Annotated in this window: 15 protein-coding genes; 10 read left to right on the top strand and 5 right to left on the bottom strand. The window is 32.2% G+C overall.

Annotated elements, in window-relative coordinates:
* Window positions 1–165: 165 nt before the first annotated feature.
* Both ACREWB_RS18980 and ACREWB_RS18975 read left to right on the top strand, forming a co-directional pair.
* Window positions 166–909, top strand: coding sequence for an alpha/beta hydrolase (locus ACREWB_RS18980; protein WP_431549038.1), 744 nt, complete (start codon window positions 166–168; stop codon window positions 907–909).
* Between the two features lie 231 nt (window positions 910–1,140).
* Window positions 1,141–1,671 carry a YbhB/YbcL family Raf kinase inhibitor-like protein gene (locus ACREWB_RS18975; RefSeq protein ID WP_431549037.1) on the top strand — a complete coding sequence of 177 codons (531 nt, stop codon included), beginning with the start codon at window positions 1,141–1,143 and terminating at the stop codon, window positions 1,669–1,671.
* Window positions 1,672–1,731: 60 nt separating this feature from the next.
* Here the strand turns inward: ACREWB_RS18975 and rodA are convergent, their stop codons facing one another.
* Together rodA and ACREWB_RS18965 are read right to left on the bottom strand one after the other, a co-directional pair.
* Complete coding sequence (rodA, locus tag ACREWB_RS18970) at window positions 1,732–2,880, bottom strand: rod shape-determining protein RodA (protein ID WP_431549036.1); 1,149 nt, start codon at window positions 2,878–2,880, stop codon at window positions 1,732–1,734.
* Between the two features lie 109 nt (window positions 2,881–2,989).
* Window positions 2,990–4,228 (bottom strand): L-lactate MFS transporter, encoded by a 1,239-nt coding sequence (locus tag ACREWB_RS18965; protein WP_431549035.1) that lies wholly within the window; start codon window positions 4,226–4,228, stop codon window positions 2,990–2,992.
* A gap of 640 nt (window positions 4,229–4,868) precedes the next feature.
* Here ACREWB_RS18965 and ACREWB_RS18960 point away from each other — a divergent pair.
* From ACREWB_RS18960 to ACREWB_RS18935, 6 genes are all read left to right on the top strand, one after another.
* The gene (locus ACREWB_RS18960) at window positions 4,869–7,478 is read left to right on the top strand and encodes a cation-translocating P-type ATPase (RefSeq protein ID WP_431549034.1); all 2,610 of its coding nucleotides are present in this window, start codon (window positions 4,869–4,871) and stop codon (window positions 7,476–7,478) included.
* 118 nt (window positions 7,479–7,596) lie between these two features.
* Window positions 7,597–8,628: a threonine aldolase family protein gene (locus ACREWB_RS18955; RefSeq protein WP_431549033.1), complete on the top strand. Its 1,032-nt coding sequence runs from the start codon at window positions 7,597–7,599 to the stop codon at window positions 8,626–8,628.
* 52 nt (window positions 8,629–8,680) lie between these two features.
* Window positions 8,681–9,679: an NADH:flavin oxidoreductase gene (locus tag ACREWB_RS18950; RefSeq protein ID WP_431549032.1), complete on the top strand. Its 999-nt coding sequence runs from the start codon at window positions 8,681–8,683 to the stop codon at window positions 9,677–9,679.
* 50 nt (window positions 9,680–9,729) lie between these two features.
* Window positions 9,730–10,020 carry a nitroreductase family protein gene (locus ACREWB_RS18945; RefSeq protein ID WP_431549355.1) on the top strand — a complete coding sequence of 97 codons (291 nt, stop codon included), beginning with the start codon at window positions 9,730–9,732 and terminating at the stop codon, window positions 10,018–10,020.
* A gap of 35 nt (window positions 10,021–10,055) precedes the next feature.
* Window positions 10,056–11,219, top strand: coding sequence for an iron-containing alcohol dehydrogenase (locus ACREWB_RS18940; protein ID WP_431549031.1), 1,164 nt, complete (start codon window positions 10,056–10,058; stop codon window positions 11,217–11,219).
* 169 nt (window positions 11,220–11,388) lie between these two features.
* Window positions 11,389–12,891, top strand: coding sequence for an NAD(P)H-hydrate dehydratase (locus ACREWB_RS18935; protein ID WP_431549030.1), 1,503 nt, complete (start codon window positions 11,389–11,391; stop codon window positions 12,889–12,891).
* Between the two features lie 71 nt (window positions 12,892–12,962).
* Here the strand turns inward: ACREWB_RS18935 and ACREWB_RS18930 are convergent, their stop codons facing one another.
* The 3 genes from ACREWB_RS18930 to ACREWB_RS18920 all read right to left on the bottom strand — a co-directional run bounded on the left by ACREWB_RS18930 (window position 12,963) and on the right by ACREWB_RS18920 (window position 17,514).
* Complete coding sequence (locus tag ACREWB_RS18930) at window positions 12,963–13,757, bottom strand: acetoacetate decarboxylase family protein (protein WP_431549029.1); 795 nt, start codon at window positions 13,755–13,757, stop codon at window positions 12,963–12,965.
* Between the two features lie 42 nt (window positions 13,758–13,799).
* Window positions 13,800–15,737: an oxidoreductase gene (locus ACREWB_RS18925; RefSeq protein ID WP_431549028.1), complete on the bottom strand. Its 1,938-nt coding sequence runs from the start codon at window positions 15,735–15,737 to the stop codon at window positions 13,800–13,802.
* Between the two features lie 202 nt (window positions 15,738–15,939).
* The gene (locus tag ACREWB_RS18920; RefSeq protein ID WP_431549027.1) at window positions 15,940–17,514 is read right to left on the bottom strand and encodes a PucR family transcriptional regulator; all 1,575 of its coding nucleotides are present in this window, start codon (window positions 17,512–17,514) and stop codon (window positions 15,940–15,942) included.
* A gap of 137 nt (window positions 17,515–17,651) precedes the next feature.
* On the opposite strand from ACREWB_RS18920, the gene ACREWB_RS18915 reads away from it, so the two are divergent.
* Both ACREWB_RS18915 and ACREWB_RS18910 read left to right on the top strand, forming a co-directional pair.
* Window positions 17,652–18,431, top strand: a complete 780-nt coding sequence (locus ACREWB_RS18915) for an SDR family NAD(P)-dependent oxidoreductase (protein ID WP_431549026.1) — start codon at window positions 17,652–17,654, stop codon at window positions 18,429–18,431.
* A 264-nt stretch (window positions 18,432–18,695) separates the two neighbouring features.
* Window positions 18,696–20,351 (top strand): oleate hydratase, encoded by a 1,656-nt coding sequence (locus tag ACREWB_RS18910; protein WP_431549025.1) that lies wholly within the window; start codon window positions 18,696–18,698, stop codon window positions 20,349–20,351.
* Window positions 20,352–20,525 lie beyond the last annotated feature (174 nt).

Genomic DNA, 20,525 nt, shown 5'->3' with positions numbered 1-20,525 from the left:
TTAATCACTAATTAATGATATAATAATTAATAACAACTATAACTAGACTTTGTGATGCTAACAGATATGAAACTGCGCTTAACATTGCGAAGATAATAGGTGCTTTAACTATTATATTTGTTGAAAATATCCACATCATTATAAATATATGAAAGGTGGCAAGCTATGAAAAAATCTACAAAAAAAAAGTTAATGTTATCACCAGTTATTTTAATAGGGATATTTATTATATTCTTTATTGTTTGGACAAATAATTACTATAAAGCTACAGAAGAAACATTAGCTGTTTTTCAATCTGAAAATGATATAACTATTGAAAATGGAAAGTATATAACTTTTACCCCGAAAACTGCTACAGATACTGGCTTTATTTTTTATCCAGGTGGAAAAGTAGAAGAGGAGGCCTACGCATCTCTTTGCAAAAGTATTGCAAAAGGGGGTTATAAAGTAGTGATTGTTCCAATGCCATTTAAACTGGCTGTTTTAGGTAAAGATAGAGCAACTAATGTAATAGAAGCTTATCCTGAAATTAAACATTGGGCTATAGGTGGACATTCTCTTGGGGGTGTGATGGCATCTAATTATGCATACACAAACCCAACAAGTATAAAAGCATTAATTTTATATGCATCTTATCCACAAGACAGTAATAATATGTCAAATCAAAATATTAAAGTCCTTTCTTCTTGGGGTTCAAAGGATGGCGTTGCAGATATAAATAAAATTAAAGCATCTGAAAAATTGTTACCTAAAGATTCCATTTTTCAGAGCATAGAGGGTGGAAATCATTGTCAGTTTGGCAATTATGGATTTCAAAAAGGTGATAATATCTCAAATATAACTACAAGTAATCAGCAACAAATAGCAGTAAAGGGTACTATAGATATACTTGATAAAATATCTAAATAGATCAGGTTGTAAGTGTAACCTACAACCGCATAAAAGATTTTTTATCATAAAAAATACCCATAATTAAAGTACAGAGTATTATATAAACTATTGAAAAATATGGTAAATGTTGGAAAAGGTATTATGTCTCTAAATTAAAGTAAATAGTATATAATTAGGTATATAATGAATTATATCACTAAAAATATTTTGCTTTTGCGAAACTAAATAATAGGTTAGGAGGAAATAATTATGATTAATGAATTATTTGCAAAGTTACCGAAGGCAACAAGTTTTCAAGTTACAAGTACAGATGTCAAAGATGGACAACCATTTGCCATAGATCAGTTTTCAGGAATATCTGGTGTGAAATATGGGAAAGATCTCTCACCACAGTTGTCTTGGAGTGGTGCTCCAGAAGGCACAAAGAGCTACGCAGTAACTGTATATGATCCTGATGCACCAACTGGGTCAGGATTCTGGCATTGGGCAGTTGCAAATATTCCTGCAACGGTTAATGAACTTAAAACTGGGGCAGGGGATGATAAGGGTCTAGAATTGCCTAAAGGCGCAATTCAATTGCAAAATGATGCAAGTATTGCACGCTTTATGGGAGCGGCTCCTCCACATGGACACGGGAAACATAGGTATCTAATGGTTATTCATGCACTAGATATTGAGGATATAGGAGTGACTATTAATGCAACACCAGCAGCCCTTGGATTCCAAATGTTTAGTCACACACTTGGGCGTGCAGTTTTGACTGCTACAGCTGAACTATAAGAGAAAAACTGGATTTTGGATTTTGGGATGGTGCCTGTCACTTGGGCATAATTGTAAATACTAAAAGTTGAATTTTTTTCTCCTCATGCCTACGTTTAAAACAAGACCAATACATATGAAAGTTGTAATTATTGAACTTCCACCATAACTCATAAAAGGAAGAGTGAGTCCTGTAATAGGCATAATACCTATATTCATACCTATATTTTGCAAAATTGAAAACAAGAACATAGATATAATACCTGCAGTTAACATTGTACCAAATATATCCTTAGATTCTTTAGAAATTTTAATTATCTTATAAATTAATAATCCATACAAAGTTAGAAGGAAAATTGCACCAACTAATCCCCATTCTTCTCCCACCACTGAAAAAATACAATCTGTGCTGGATTCAGGGGTGCTTCCAACTGCTGCCCAGGAGCCTTTTAAAAACCCAGTTCCCAAAACTCCACCTTTCCCTATTCCAATTTGAGACATTGTCAGTTGATGACCAGTGCCTGTTAGATCTTCGTCTGGATATAAAAAAGATATTAATCTTTTCTTTTGATAAAATAAAATTAATCCAGAATTCCAAACTAATGTTATAGCAGCAGATACACCTATTAAGCCAACAACAATAGTCTTACGATTTAGCCCGGCAATAAAAAACATGCCTAAAAGGATAAAGAAAAAAAACATAGTCATTCCCATATCAGGCTGCTTTAGTAAAAAGATTACTGGGATAATAGCATAAACAGAAAGTGTAAGAAAATTTTTAATATTATTTATATTTCCTTCCATTTCATCTAATTGTTTAGCAATCATAATTATTAATGCAATCTTTACAAATTCTGAAGGTTGAAATTGTGGTAACGGTCCAATTTTTAACCAGGACTCTGCGCCATTAACCTTTACTGGCCATATTGCATTAAGTACAAGTAGGAATATGCCGAACCAATATATTATATTTGCATAATTTTGGATAATTTTGTAATCTATAAGAATTATTAAATACATTACAAATAGTCCTATCATAAGCCATAACAAATGCATCTTAAGAAAATGAAAATTCAAGGTGGCACTAACCAAATTATTTACTATATAAAGATGCTGAGTTGCACTTAAAATATTTAACGAACCAAATAACATAATAATTATACAAATAATTATTATGCCGAAATCTAATAGTTTAAACAATTTTTTATTAATTCTAAACATCTTAAGCATGTTATCCCCCTTGTACGCTTGTTCTTAGTATTATATCATATAATTTGAGAGATAAGTCATATCATGCATATAATGTGTAGAAATCTCATGAAAAATAATACCTTTTATTTTATGTGGTTTTTATCATCTTTTGTGACAACAATATACCTATAGTACATAAACCTATTACAAAATAAAAGATAGAATGATAATTCTGAAAGAAGTCTATTAGTAATCCTGATGTGGACACTCCAATAATAGCACCTATGCCATATGCAGTAAAGACAACACCATAATTCTGACTATAATGTTTTGTTCCATACATAGCGAGAGTTGCAGTTGGAGCAATAGCTAACCATCCTCCAAGATTAAACCAAAATATTGAAAAGGCTATAGTAAATAAGAGCAAACTGCCTTCATTTGCCGTTAGCATTAATAATGATGCTGTAATAATTAGTCCGTAAGAAATTAACATGGCTTTTTTGGATGAGAATTTATCCGTAAGTAAGCCAAATATAGGTCTACCTATTCCATTAAAAATTGCAAATACCGTCATTAATAAAGCTACTGTTTTGGGCGATAGTTTTATGAGATTCACCCCCACATTACTTGTAATTCCAATTAACATTAGGCCAATCATTGTTCCAATGATAAAGTTGAAATACAGACCTTTAAAACTTTGGGATTTAATCATTTTAGTAGTATTCGTATCATTAAAATTTTCTTTTGTGTTTGAAGTTGTTTGAAGGCTTTTATTTTCTGAATCTGAAGGATATCTAAATGGATATGACAGTAAAGGTATTATTATCCCAAAAGATATTCCAAGTATAAGAAAAGTTTTTGTTATTCCATAATTTTCTATCAAATTCCTTGCAAGTGGAGCTGTTATAAGTGGTGATAATCCAAATCCTATAAGTATAAGACCTACAAATAATCCTTTTTTTTCAGGAAACCATTTCGCTACTACCGTCATAGGAGCACCATAAGCTATACCCATTCCTGCACCAATTATAACCCCATAGGTAATAGTTAAAATATATATATTTGGTGCATATGCAGATAATATCCATCCTAAGGCTACAAGAAGGGCACCAAGTGAAATAATTATTCTAGGGTTGTATTTGTCTAAAAATTTACCGGTTAAGAACATGAAAAGTGCATAAAATGCTAAAGAAATCATGTAGGGGAGTCCACTTTGAGCAGAGCCTATATTAAATAGTTCCTCTATAGGGAGCCTAAAAACACTCCATGAGTATACGGTGCCTAAGCACATCATAATTATAATTCCCAATAATACATATACCCATCTTTGCCCTAATTTAATACTTCTTGAAGGTGGTTTTAATCTAAATATTTCTCGTGCATTCATATTTTCACACTTCCTTTTTATTAAAAATAAAAAAGCTAATAGCAAAAACTCCTATACGAGCATTATTGCTATTGGCTTAATCTCGCTTCAATTTGTCTTTTTGTCATTGAAAACCTTCGTGTATAATTAAGTAAATCTATAAGTTATTAATTTAATCAAATCTTTTATATGATAAATAATTTTAGCATACTTAAATATAATTGTAAATAATAATATTCTATGTGTTTGTATTGTGTATTCTACATCTCAAGAAATATATTGAAGATTTTAACTATTTATGTTGACAAATACAATTAGAAATATTAATATATTACTATAAAGATTATCATTGGATTTCAAAATTAAATATGTAGAGGGAGTAACTTCCTGTTTTTTTAAAAAACAGAATCAAAATCGTCAGTACGGATTAAAATCCCGGTTTTGATAACTTCTAAAGTTTAGTGAGACTCTACAGCTGGTATAAACACCAGTTGTAGAGTCTTTTTATTTTAACAGGTTTTAAACTCAATATGTTTTACCTATAATAAATTATTATCAATAGCTAAAGGCTATGATATATATTAGGGGAAATCCATATCTATTGTATTAGCGATTATTTATTGGTAATAATATAATAACGGTTCTAGAAAGGAGAATGTTAATGAACATATCATATAATCAAACATCAGAAGAAGTGATGCAAACTCTGGGTGTTACAGAGAAAGGGCTAAATGAACTTGAAATAAAAAATCGGAGAGAAGAAGAGGGCTTTAATGAATTAACTGAAGGTGCTAGAAAAAGTCACATACAGATATTTTTAGAACAATTTAAGGACTTCTTAGTACTAATCCTTATAGGTGCTGCAGTTATATCAGCATTTCTTGGAAAGTTTGAGAGTACAATTGTTATACTTGTAGTTGTTGTTATAAATGCAATACTTGGAACTGTTCAGCATATCAAGGCGGAACAATCTTTGAATAGTCTTAAGGCTCTTTCCTCACCCACAGCCAAAGTTTTAAGAAATGATCAAAAACTGGAAATTCCTTCAAGGGAATTGCTAGTTGGCGATATATTATATTTAGATGCAGGTGACTATGTAAGTGCTGATGGAAGAATAATTGAAAATTACAGTCTTCAAATAAATGAAAGTTCACTTACAGGTGAGTCAGAAAGTGTTTTAAAAATAACTGAAATAATAACTGAAGATAATGTAGCAATTGGTGATAAAAAAAATATGGTGTTTTCAGGAAGCTTTGTAACCTATGGAAGGGCTGTAATTGTAGTTACTGCTATTGGAATGAAAACAGAACTCGGTAAAATAGCTAACCTTTTAGAAACCGCAAAGGAAAAGAGGACTCCCTTACAGATTAATTTAGATAACTTTGGGAAAAAGCTTGCCTTTGTAATACTTATAATATCATTCCTTATTTTTGCCTTGAATATATTTAGAGGACATGCAATTATTGAATCTTTCATGTTTGCTGTATCCCTTGCTGTTGCTGCAATACCTGAAGCATTAAGCTCAATAGTAACAATAGTTCTTGCCCTTGGAACCCAAAAGATGTCTCGTGAAAATGCTATTGTAAGAAAGCTTCATGCAGTTGAAAGCTTAGGAGGTATTTCAGTAATATGCTCAGATAAAACTGGAACGCTTACACAGAATAAAATGACTGTGCAAAAGGTATATGTTGATGAAAAGGTACTGTCTTCTAATGAACTTGATCATAATAAGCTTTTGGAAAAGAACCTTGTACTAATGGCACTATTATGCAATGATGCTGTAACTGCCCAAAATAAAGAGATTGGAGATCCTACTGAGGTTGCACTTGTAAACCTGGGTGAAACATATGATTTGGATGAATTAGATATTAGAAAAGATTATCCAAGAGTTTCTGAAGTACCCTTTGATTCTGATAGAAAATTAATGAGTACAGCCAATAAACTTAAAGACAAAACCTTTATGATAACCAAGGGTGCACTTGATGTACTTTTATTAAGAACAATAAAGGTAGTTACATCAAGTGGAGTTAAAATTCTTACTGATGATGATAAAAAGAATATTGAAAGAGTAAATAAGGAGTTTTCTGAAAGTGGACTCAGAGTTTTAGCCTTTGCTTATAAAGAAATAGAAAATAGCAAAATAATTGGTGTTAATGATGAAAACGAATTAATATTTGTTGGGCTCATTTCCATGATGGACCCTCCAAGAATGGAATCTGCTACAGCCGTGTCAGCCTGTATTAAGGCAGGTATTAAACCAATAATGATAACTGGAGATCATAAGATAACTGCTTCTGCCATAGCAAAACAAATAGGTATATTAAATAATGAATCTGAAGCTATGGAAGGATACGCGCTTGACTCCTTAAGTGATGAAGAACTTAAAACTGTGGTAAAGAATATTTCTGTATACGCAAGAGTATCCCCTGAGCATAAGATAAGAATAGTAAGAGCTTGGCAGGAACTAGGAAATGTAGTGGCAATGACTGGTGACGGTGTAAATGATGCACCTGCTTTAAAGCAAGCAGATATTGGTATCGCTATGGGAATAACGGGTACAGAGGTTGCTAAAGATGCTGCAGCTATTGTGCTTATGGATGATAACTTTTCTACAATTGTAAAGGCAATTTCAAATGGTAGAAGTATATATTCAAACATACAAAATTCAATTAAATTCCTGTTATCAGGGAATACGGCAGGTATATTATCAGTGCTTTATGCTTCACTTACAGCTCTTCCAATGCCTTTTGCACCAGTGCACCTTCTATTTATCAACCTGGTCACAGATAGTCTTCCAGCTATTGCAATAGGACTTGAGCCTCATAATAAAAATATAATGAATGAAAAGCCTAGAGATACAAATTCACCTATATTAAATAAATCATTTGCAATTGAAGTAATAATTGAAGGATTGCTCATTGCAATAGGTACCATGGCTGTATTCCATATAGGATTAACAACTGGTGATAAATTAGTTGCAAGTACAATGGCATTTGCAACGTTATGTTTATCAAGATTGCTCCATGGATTTAACTCAAGGTCACAGCAATCCATATTTAAAATAGGGGTATTCTCAAATAGATATTTATGGATTGCCGCTATATTAGGTTATTTACTTTTAGAACTAATTTTAAGATTTAAGCCACTTATGGGAGTTTTTGAAGTAGCTCACTTAACTTTAAGTCAACATGCCATAATATATGGATTCTCCCTTATGCCTCTAATTCTTATTCAAATATATAAACTATTATTTGTGAGAGATCATAAGTAATATTCTCTTACCCTCTAAGACTCAAAGATGAGGTGCAATAAAGGCTTGAAAAGATATCAAATAAATAGTAAAATTAAAATTATAAAAGAAATAACAAAGGATATTGAAAGGGGAAAAAATGTATAGTTTTAAAAATGATTATAGTGAAGGGGCTCATCCTAATATACTCAGAGCCTTAATTGAAACAAATATGGAACAGGTAGAGGGGTATGGAGAAGACGAGTATTGCGTAGCTGCTATTAAATTGTTAAAGAATAAATTAAAGTCTAATGATGTTGATATTCACTTGTTTAGTGGTGGAACTCAAACAAACCTTACTTCTATTTCTGCTTTTTTAAGACCACATGAAGCTATTATTTCGGCAAATACAGGACATGTATTAGTTCATGAAACTGGAGCAATAGAAGCCACTGGTCATAAAGTTATTTCCGTAGAAGTGGACGATGGGAAGCTTAAGCCTAGTCATATAAAGATGGTGATAGACGAGCATACAGATGAACATATGGTAAAACCTAAGATGGTTTACATATCAAATCCAACAGAAATAGGAACTATTTATAAGAGACAGGAGCTAGTAGATTTAAGTGAATTTTGCAAGAAAAGCAACATGATTCTATATATGGATGGAGCGAGACTGGGGTCTGCTCTGTGTTCTAAAGAGAATGATGTAGAGCTTTCGGACCTTCCAAAACTTACCGATGCTTTTTATATAGGTGGAACTAAAAATGGTGCATTAATGGGAGAGGCTCTTGTAATTAGCACTGATATGCTTAAGGAAGATTTTAGATATCATATGAAGCAAAAGGGAGCATTACTTGCAAAGGGAAGAATAATTGGAATACAGTTCCAGGAATTGTTTATAGATGATATTTTTTTTGAACTAGCAAGAAATGCAAACGGCATGGCGGAAAAATTAAAAATAGGAATTAGTGATTGTGGATATAAATTTTTGATTGATTCATCAACAAATCAAATATTTCCTATATTGCCTAATGAAATAATTAATAGACTTTGCGAAAAGTATTTATTTTATAAATGGCAAAAGGTCGATGAAGATAATTTTGCTATTAGGCTAGTAACATCATGGGCAACAAAGGAAAACGCGATTAAATCATTTATTGATGATTTAAGGATAATGGGAAGAGTGTAGTGTGAGTTTAACTAGTTATATTTTATTACAAATAAAGATTATGGAGGTTAAATTGAATAATTTACTAAAATCATTAAAAGTAGGAAACATAGAGCTAAATAATCGGTTAGTTATGGCGCCAATGGCTACGTCTAAATCTCAAGATGACGGCAAGGTGAGTGAAGATATTTTAAATTATTATAAAGAAAAGTCAGAAGGTGGATATATATCTTTAATTATTATTGAGCATAGTTTTATAAATAAGGCGGGAAAGGCAAGCAATGGTCAGCTATCAGTGTCAAATGACAATGACATAGAAGGATTAAAAAAACTGGCAAAAATAGTTCAAAGTAATGGGTCAAAGGTTGTTATGCAAATTAATCACGCAGGAGGGGCAGCTAGTAGTCAGGTTACGGGAACTAAACCAGTAGCGCCATCAGCAATTTCGAATACTCGTTTTAAAGAAAGTGAATTACCACATGAGCTTTCTAAAGATGAGATAAAAGCAATTATTAAAAATTTTGGGAGAGCCGCGAGTCTTGTTAAAGAAGCGAATTTTGATGGAGTGGAAATACATTCAGCTCATGGATATTTATTAAACCAATTTTTCTCACCCCTTTCAAATAAAAGAACTGACGAATATGGTGGAGATGTGAATAATCGTATTCGTATTCATTTAGAAGTAATTAAAGAGGTAAAACAAGCTGTGGGAGAAGATTTTCTAGTTCTTTTAAGACTCGGCGCAGCAGATTATACAGAAGGTGGGACAGTTATCGAAGATAGTGTAATTGCAGCTAAAGAATTCGAAAAAGCTGGAGTTCACATTCTTGATATTTCTGGTGGTTTTAATGGATATACAATGCCAAGTTCAACAGAGCAAGGATATTTCTGGCCATTAACGGATGCTATTAAAAAAGCTGTTTCTATACCAGTCATTTTAACTGGTGGAATTACTGAAGCTTCAGCTGCTGAAAGATTGCTCTCTGAAGGTAAAACAGATCTTATTGGAGTTGGAAGAGCTATACTCAAAGATTCTAAATGGGCACAAAGAGCTATAGAAAAACTTAAATAATATTTAAAATAGCTAAATAGTTGCGTTAGTAAGATTCTCATTTAGTTACAATTGTTCTGTTATCAAGAAAAGAAGGAGTGGGGTTCGCGCCTTGTATACCGCAAGACATGGGAGCAGCTGCAGAAAATCTTCTTTTAGAAGCAGTACAATTAGAACTTGGGGCAGTTTGGATTGGAATTGCACCTGTCCAAGAAAGGATGAATTATATAACGGACATGTTTGCTTTGCCTGAAGGTATTGAACCTTTTGCATTAATTCCAGTAGGATATCCAGATGGTCAGAAAAGTGAATTTTTAGATGGATTTGATGCAACAAGAGTTCATTATGAAAATTGGAAATAAGTAATATGTAAGTCTAATTCAAAGGAGAGATAATCATGCTAAATTTTAATTATTCAATACAAACCGAAATATTTTTTGGACGAGATAAAATAGATGTACTTGCAGAAAAGGTAAAGGGTTATGGATCTAAAGTGCTGCTTGTTTACGGTGGAGGCAGCATAAAGAAAAGTGGATTATATGATAAGATTACCGGTATTTTAAACACGAATGGTATCAGTTTTTGGGAGCTAGCAGGCGTTGAACCTAACCCTAGAATATCAAGCGTAAGAAAAGGAATTGAGATATGCAGAGATAATAAAATAGAACTTATACTTGCTGTAGGCGGTGGAAGTTCAATTGACTGCGCAAAGGTTATAGGAGCAGGTCGATACTATGATGGAGATGCATGGGATATTGTTGTTGATCCAAGAAAAATAGATAAAGTGCTTCCAATTGCAAGTATATTAACATTAGCTGCTACTGGTTCTGAAATGGATGCTGGAGCAGTTATTACAAATTTAGATACTAGTGAAAAGCTAGCCACAGGACATAAAGACATGGCACCAAAGTTTTCAATACTTGATCCTACTTATACATTTTCAGTACCTAAGAATCAAACAGCAGCAGGTACAGCAGATATAATGAGTCATGTTTTCGAAGTCTACTTTAGCAACACAAAAGAAGCATATTTACAAAATAGAATGGCAGAAGCACTTCTTAAAACCTGTATAAATTATGGCTCAAAAGCTATAGATGAACCTGAAAATTATGAAGCTAGAGCAAATTTAATGTGGACTTCCAGTATTGCTATTAATGGCCTTTTAAGCTATGGGAAAGAAACCGAGTGGAGTGTTCATGCAATGGAACATGAATTAAGTGCATTCTATGATATTACTCATGGAGTTGGTCTTGCAGTTTTAACACCACATTGGATGGAATACGCCTTAAATGATAATACAGTAAACAAGTTTGTTGAATATGGAGTTAATGTTTGGGGACTTGATTCTAATGGTGATGGATATGAAACTGCTCATAATGCCATCAAAAAGACAAGTGAATATTTTGTATCCTTAGGAATACCTTCTTCATTAAGAGAGATTGGAATTGATGAAGAGAAATTAGAAGAAATGGCAAAACAAGCTACTGCACGTGGAAAGCTTGGAAGTTTCAAGCCTTTAGATGCACAGGATGTGTTAAATATATATATAGCTGCGCTATAATACATAAGATAGATCATGTGTTATCGATAGAAAGTAAAAAAAATATAAGAAATTTACCCTCCATAAACAAATATTATGGAGGGTTTCAGTTTATGAAATGGACAAAAACAATATAGGCATAATAAAGATATAATTGCAATTGCTTTTGTAGTTTTGGAGGAGGATGAAAATGAAAATCGCAACAACACAGATAATGAGAAGCATTGATCACTATTGTATAAACGTTTTAGGAATTCCAGGTATTATACTAATGGAAAATGCGGCACTAAAGGTAGTTAAAAATATACCTGGAGAAATTAAAAAATTCGTGATTGTTTGTTCCAGCGGGAATAACGGCGGAGATGGGTTTGCAGTAGCAAGGCATCTTTTGAATAGAGGAAATCATGTTAAAATATTTTCTCTTGGCTCAGAGAAAAATATGAGTGCAGATACCTTGGTCAATTTTAATATAATAAGAAACATGGGTGCTAAAATAATAAAAATAAATAACAATGAAGATCTAGATATTTTAAGAGAAAGCATAATTTACTCTGAAACTACTATTGATGCAATTTTTGGAACAGGATTATCTAGAGAAGTTGAAGGTATTTATTCTTTAGCAATTACAATTATAAATGAAAATAGTAAGTACATTTTATCAATTGATGTCCCATCAGGATTTGAGTGCAATAGTGGAAAAACAATGGGGAATTGTATTAAAAGTAATAAAACAGTTACATTTGAACTTTATAAAAAGGGTTTTCTTTCATATAATTCGGATTCTTTTACTGGAGAAATTGTTATTGAGGGTATTGGAATACCAAGTAGTGTAGTAGATAAATTTCATGAAAATGAGTACATAATGGATATAGACTTTATTAAAAAGTTAATTGTGAAAAGAAATAAATACTCACATAAAGGTGATTATGGAAGAACACTTATTTTGGCAGGATCACCAGGGTTTACAGGCGCTGCATATATTTCAACGCAGGCTGCTGTTCGAAGTGGAGCTGGACTTGTTACATTAGGTTGCGATAGCTCAATTCAAAACATACTAAGTGGAAAATTAGTTGAAGCTATGACTGTTTCAACTAATGATGAAGAAAGATTACAATCATTGATAACTACGAGTAATTGTATTGCAATTGGTCCTGGACTAGGGAATAACCAGAGTACCCTAAAGTTACTTTCTAAAATTCTGGTAAATTCTAAATGTCCTGTTGTCATTGATTCAGATGGTTTAAATGTGCTTGAAGGAAATCTTGAAATGCTAAATAATATGAAAGGGCAGATAGTTCTTACACCTCATATGGGTGAAATGGCAAGAATATCGGGGTTTTCAATAGATGAAATAAATGAAAATAAAATAGATATCGCAAAAACATTTGCAAAAAAATACGGTGTTGTTTTGTTGCTTAAAGGATTTAATACGATAATCACAGATGGTGAAACGGTGCAAATTAATCCTACTGGGAGCAGCGCAATGGCATCAGGAGGAATGGGAGACTGTTTAACGGGTATTATAGCTTCTTTTATTTCTCAAGGGTATGATATTTTGACTGCAGCATGTATTGGCGCATATATTCACGGTTACTGCGGGGATAAACTTTCAAAGAAAATGTTTTGTGTAAATGCAAATCATGTTATAGAGGTACTTCCTTCTATAATAAAAGAAATTCAAGATTTAAAATAATAAAAGAGCATTCCATTAAAAATCACTCTAATGGAATGCTCTTTTACTTTTAATTATACAGATGATTGTTGCTATTTAGTCCACCAATCCCATTTTGTGAATGAGTATGGAACAAATCCCATAGGATCAATCTTGTTGAAATATAAATTTTCACCAGGCTCTAATGTATTTGTACTAACAATATACTGAGAACCTATCATTCTCACTACCTCCAGTTCTGCCCATGGATCATGTGGAGAATCTGTCATAGTTATAGTAGTTGTAGCTAATTTATTTTCAGTTATATTGTCTGCAGCTAGTTTTTGTCTTATTAAAGTAGGACTTAATAAAAACCCGCATCCATCTGCTGATTTTGCATATGTTACATTGTACATAGCTGTAGGTAGCGCTTCTTTAAATTCTTCTATTGTAGCACCTTCATTTAAACTTTCTGAAATATCTGCATTAACTGTAAAAAACTCTATTCCATTACGGCTAATTTTACCTACTGCTTTTCCATCTTTAACTTCAAAATCTATATTCGCCATTTTCTTTGGAAGTCCACAAACTTCTCTTCCCATTGCCATTGCCATACCATCAGTTATTGGCATAGATAAACAGTATCTACCTACTACTCCGTCACATTCTGCAAGAATAAATAATCCAGCTTCTTTGTATGGTGGTGCAAAATTTGTTTTAGGATAATTTGCTACAAATGTTGAAACCCATGGTTTGTCTTTTACTGGTTTAAGTGGAGCAGGAAGTAATTTTGCTATAATTTCTGGTTTTGTTTCCCAAACTGTATTTAACATTTCTGCACCGTAAAATATTGTCTTTTTTCCTTGTAATGACTTTATTTGTTCCATTGTTTTTGTAAAACTGTACATAATATAAGCCCCCTTATTTATTAGTTTAATTTTTATATTTTACTAAAGCACATATGCTTTTTCAAATCCATTTAACACTGCATCTACAACTCTACCTGGTTTACTAACATCTCCTAATAATTCAACAATACTATAATTTGCTTCTATTTCTTTTACGATTTCGTTATTTGGCTTAACTCCTAAAGATAAAACTACTACATCAGTTTTTATTGTAGTTATTTTTTGCTCTTTAGTATTCTCGATATCTATTTCTCCTTCTTTAATATTAGTAAGTTTGCTACAAGGCATAAGTGTTACACCAGCTTTAGCAAGTCTCATACTTATATCAATTACATTAGGTAGATATCCAGAAGGTCCAATTTTATCTGCCATTTCTATTACGGTTACTTTATTTCCCTTAGATACCAATAGTTCAGCTATTTCTAGACCAGTCATTCCTGAACCTGCAATTACTATATTTTTATTTTCTAATGTAACATTGCCTTCTAAAATATTAGTTGATGTATATACAAAGCTTTGGGTTACTCCTGGAATTGGTGGAACCATAGCATTTGATCCTGCTGCAATAAATACTGCATATGGCTTAATTTCATTAATTTTTTCTAAAGTTGCTTTTTCATTTAATCTTACGTCAACATTTAATTTTCTAATTGCTAATTTTTGATAATCAAGGAACCAATCTAATTTTTCTTTTAATGGAGGCTTAGTAGCAAGATATACATTTCCACCTAAATATTCTTTTTCTTCAAATATTATAGGAACAAATTGTTTTAACGCTAGAACTCTTGCAGCTTCCATTCCAGCAGGGCCACCTCCAACAATTACAACTTTCCTACCTTGTCCTGACTTTGGAAAATCAGAATATTCTAATTCACGTCCTACTCTTGGGTTAACTGCACATTTTATGTTTTCACATTTCATGACACTTTCTATACAGTTAAGGCAAGATATACAAGGTCTAATATCTTCAGCGCGACCTTCTTTTGCTTTTTTGCCCCATTCTGGATCTGCTAATTGTGCTCTACCTAATGCAACAAAATCCAAATTATCCTCGTTTAATATAGTTTCTGCCATATCAGGTTTTCTAATTACGTCGCAAGCTATTACAGGAATCTTAACCGCTTCTTTTATAGCTTTAGCTAAATGTCTTTTCCAACCTTGGGGATATGAAATTGGTTCTATTATTGTAGTTACCGATTCATAGGTTCCAGAGCTTACATTAATAACATCTATTCCTAATTTTTCCAAATAAACTGCTTCTTGAATTGCTTCTTCTAAAGTTATACCATCTTTTACAAATTCATTTCCATCAATTCTCACTGATATTGGGAAGTTAGGACCGCATTTTGCATGTATGCCCATGATTATTTCAGTTATAAATCTCATTCTTTTTTCAAAACTGCCACCATATTTATCATCTCTATGATTTGATTGTGGGCTCAAAAACTGTCCAAGGAGATACCCGTGGGCAGCGTGGATTTCTACTCCGTCTATACCGGCCATTTGTGCAAAAACAGCACCCTTTACAAATTTTACAACTAGTCCTTCAATTTCAGCTATTGTCATCTCTCTAGGCATTTCGCCGATAGCTGATGACATTATAGGACTTGGTCCAGCTATTTGACGGCCATCTATCATCATGGCGTGATTTTCTCTACCTGGATGATGTAATTGCAAAAATATTTTTGTGTTATGTTTATGCATTCTACTAGCTAACATTTCGAGTCTTGGAATTTGTTTTAAGTTCATTGAACACAATTGATTAGGCATTCCTACCCCTGTTTCATCATCTATTCTAGTAATTTCAGTAATTATGAGTCCACATCCGCCTTTTGCTCTTTCTTCATAATAAGCAATGATTTCATTAGATGCTTCCCCAGTATAGGAAGCTAAATTTGTTCCCATTGCCGGCATTACTATTCTATTTTTTATTTCTAAGCTACCTATTTTTCCTTTGCTAAAAAGCTTTTCATATTTCATTGTATAATACCCTCCCATATACTTTTTGTTTGTCTTTTAGATTAATTGAAGTATAACATTTTAGAAAATGGCTTACTATGGATGAAAATTCAAAAACCATTACTATCATTGTGCGTTATGCACTATGACATTAATTATTAGCAAAATTATATGTGATAAATAAAAATAATCTCTGAAAAATCAGAGATTATAAAGAGATTATTTATTTTTCCACATTCTGTGAATTAATAAGTTTTTTATAGAAATTTATTGATTTACAAGCATAATATAGTTTAAAGCTATTATCATTTTCATCTAAATCTAGTCCTATAAGGTCTACAATTTTCTGTAATCTATACCTAAGAGTATTCCTATGTATAAATAATTCTTCTGATGAATGTGTCATATTATGATTATTTTTCAAATATGTATATAATGTTTTATACAATTCTGAACTATTTATTTTATCGAATTTTTTTAATACATATATTGAATTATTATAAAAGTCTTCCTTTAATATTTGATTTTTTGCCATGTAAATAAAATTATAAGGCGCAATATCTTCATGCATATAAATATATTCTTTTTCGCTAAGGATGGTTCCTATTTCCAAGGACCTTATTGCTTGATGATAGTAAATACTACAATCTTCTATTGAAGAAAATTCACTACTAATTCCCATTTTCAAATTATTTTTTATTAAAAAGTTTTTAACTTTTTGAGTCTTATCATCTTTTTCTACAAATTCATCACTATCATCTATTATTACAATAGCTCCATTATAGTAAATTGAATTACTCATTGGGAAAAGGTTTAATAGTGTTGGATTCAAATGCCTGGAATATACGGATTGTTTGAGTTCAAAATTTGACAAATCAATTACTAACACAAAGATATGATTACTAAATACTAAGGTGCAATTTTTCAATCTTTGTTTAATTAGTGTTCTATTTTCTATATTGTTTTCTAATAAATCATATAATATTTCTTCACTTAGAACATTTTTTGTATTCTTATAAAATTGCTTTTTTCCTAATTCTTTTGATATTATTTCGCTTATTAATATCAAATAGTTATAGTCATCCGCATCTATTTGTTTTTTACATTCAAGTAATAAAATATTTCCTATAGTTTTATCGTTAACTTGTATTTTGAATACAAGTTTTTTGATGGGACTTATGGGGCAGGTGACAACATAGGGACCTTTTGTTTTTCTACCTTTTTTTAGGGTTTCTAATTTTGTTAATTCAGCAATAAATTCATAAGAGCAATAACCTTTTTTTACATTATCCATCCACAATAAATCAGTAATATTTTCTACTGGTGAACTTGCTAATATTTTGAAACTGAGGTCAATAACAATTAAAGGGTTTCCAATTAATTCTGAAGCAATATTTATTATTTTACATATGCCTTCACCTGAAAGAAAAGCTTCTAATAATGATATTTTAAATTGATTATATTTTATGTCTCTACGAAAAAAAGCTCTTACTTCATTAAATATTTCTAATATATTTTCATTTGAGTTTATCTCAATTATATTCAAATTACTCTTAATACATTTTTCTAATATTGTAGGATCATCATTAATCAAAATAAAGCATGAATTAGTCAATTTATCCATATCTTCTTTTATCATTGAAGTACAACCAACATATATATAATCTTGTAAATAAACTGTTGTTTCCTCAGTAAGTAACTCTGTATCAACAAAATTGATTTCGGGTTCCATATCAAAGTAAACTTCTTTAGTTTTTTTTGAAAAATATTCACGTAAGCCATTAAAATTTATACTCATAATCCACCTCAATTCTATTATAGTGCATTTCGCACAACTAAGACAATAGTTTTTGGATTATTTAATATAGCTACAGATTTCTCATCATGATACACTATGTTATATTAATAATAGATTAAAAGTGGGGGTAATAAATTATGAAAAATGTAAACGATCTATCAAATATTAAAGGAAAAGTAGCTATAGTTACTGGTTCAGCCACTGGAATTGGACAAGCAATCGCAGTAGGCCTTGCGGAAGCGGGTGTAGATATTGCCGGCGTATACTGTACCACATCATATGAAGAAACAAAAGCTCTTGTTGAAGCAGCAGGACAAAAGTTTTTCTCAAAACACGCTGATGTATCAAAACCTAAAGAAGTAAGTACTATAATACCTGCAGCGCTTAAAGAATATGGAAAATTTGATATACTTATAAATGATGCAGGTATAGAGTCACATAATCCTATCGGTGATACTTATAGTGAAGAAGAATATCAACGTTGTTTGCAAATAAATTTAAATCAGGTTGTTGCACTTACTGCAGAAGCAGGAAACTACTTTAAAAAAACCGGCAATGGTGGGAGAATTTTGAATGTTTCTTCAATCGCTGGTTATTTAGGAATGCGCTCTGGAATGTCACCTTATGTAATTACGAAACATGCAATAAGAGGGGTAACTAGATCTTTTGGACTTGAACTAGCTCCATATGGTGTTACTGTAAATGCTATTGCTCCAGGTCCTATTTATAGTAGAATGACTACAGAACCACCTATGAAAAAATTGATGATGGACAGAGTAGTTGCTGCAAAATGTTCAGTAGGACGTTGGGGATTTCCAGAAGACTTTAAAGGAATTGCGAATATGCTTTGCTCCGATGCTGGTGGATTTATAACAGGTCAAACAATTTTAGTTGATGGTGGATATACATTAACTTAAATTTTATAGAACAAGTACTTTATTCTGTGCAATAAAATTTATGAAAAATTATAAACACCCTAGACTCTCAAATGAGCTTAGGGTGTTTTTGTCACTTGTAATATGCCACTTGCCACGTGGGTGGCACCATACATTATAAGCTATGTGTATGGTTTTAAGACAGTTCGTCGAAAGTGATTGTATACCTTGCCTCCTTTTGGGTTTATATTAGACCTATAGCATAAGCTTACAACTTATGGCATATTTTCAAATGGAGGTATTAGAATGAAATTTAATTTTGATCAAACAATTGATGTAGAAAATACAAATGCTTATATGGTTGGTGCTGGACTTGCGTCAATGGCAGCTGCGATATTTTTAATTAGAGATGGACATGTTCCTGGTAAAAATATTCATATATATGAAGAATTAAATATCACAGGTGGAAGCATGGACGGAAATGGTAATGATAAGGGTGGTTATGTAATCCGTGGTGGAAGAATGTTTGATAGGGAAGCATATGCTTGTACTTTTGGAATAATGGAAAGCATTCCATCATTAACTGATCCTAAAGTTTCAATACTTGATGAATTTAATGGTTTTAATAAAAAAATTCATACTCATGCAAAAGCTAGATTAATAGATAATGATGCTAACATATTAGATGTATCGACTTTAGGACTTGATCGCGCAGATAGAATGGCGTTAATGGATATAATGATTAATTCTGAAGATTCACTAGGAACGAAAACTATTGAAGATTGTTTCCCAGAAGCATTCTTTAAAACAAATTTTTGGCTTCAGTGGACTACGCTTTTTGCATTTGAAACTTGGCATAGTGCTGTTGAACTTAAGAGATATCTTCATAGGTTTATACAAGAATTACCACGTTTAAGTGATTTATCTGGAATACGTCGTACTCCATATAATCAATATGATTCAATGCTACTCCCTATGACAAAATGGTTAGAAGCACAAGGTGTTAATTTTGAATTAAACTGTAGAGTAACTGATTTAGAATTTAAACCATCAGATACGCAGACTACTGTTACAGCGTTCAAATGCATCAAAGATGGATTCGAGACTAGAATAGAAGTAGGAGAGGGAGACCTTGCTTTTGCTACTATTGGTTCACTAACAGCTGGTACAAGCCTTGGATCAATGACTACAGTTCCAGTAATTAATGATAAACATGTAGGTGGAGCATGGGATCTTTGGGAAAAAATCGCCGTTAACCGTCCAGAGTTTGGTAAACCACAAGTATTTGATGATCGCGTTGAAGAATCTATGTGGGAATCTTTCACAGTGACACTTAAAGATAGAACAATGTATAAGAAAATAATAGAATTCTCAGGGAATCAGCCGGGTACTGGGGCTCATATGACATTTAGAGATTCTTCATGGCTTATGACAATAGTTTTGCATAATCAACCACATTTTCTTAGTCAATCTGAAGATATAGAAATTATATGGGGCTATTCACTATTCCCATACGCTAAAGGTGATTTTATAAAGAAGAGAATGGTAGATTGTACTGGTGAGGAAATATTAGCTGAGGTATTATATCACCTAAACTTTAAAGAGGATATGAAGAAGATTATCGAAACATCTATTTGTATACCATGTATATTACCCTTTACAACAGCACAATTTTTAACTAGGGCAAAGGGTGATAGACCTGAAAATGTTCCAGAAGGTTCAACTAATTTAGCATTACTTGGACAGTTCTGCGAAATAAAAGATGATGTAGTATTTACTATGGATTATTCTGTAAGGGGTGCACAAATTGCTGTTTATAAATTCCTAAATCTAAATAAGAGACTTACTCCTATTTATAAAGGGCAACATGATGTTCGTGTACTACTTAATTCTGGGCTTGAAATGACGAAGGATGATAACTTAAGTAAAGAATTAATTGCAATAAAATCTTTGCTAAAATAATTTAAAATAATATTAAGGAGTCATAGGCTTTAAAAGCCTATGATTCTTTTTTTGTGCGCCCGGCATGGGCGCAATCTAACGGGTGTAAGTCCCGAGTGCGGGTTGATAGTGCCAAGCACATAGCCGACACCAAGGGTGTCCTTAGCGATGAGGAATCTGAAGGAAGGTCTAGGC

This window comes from Clostridium sp. (assembly GCF_050717635.1).
Taxonomy (GTDB): domain Bacteria; phylum Bacillota; class Clostridia; order Clostridiales; family Clostridiaceae; genus Clostridium_AD.
The sequence above is the reverse complement of the archived record's forward strand: the minus strand, read 5'-3'. Positions and strand labels throughout refer to the sequence as shown.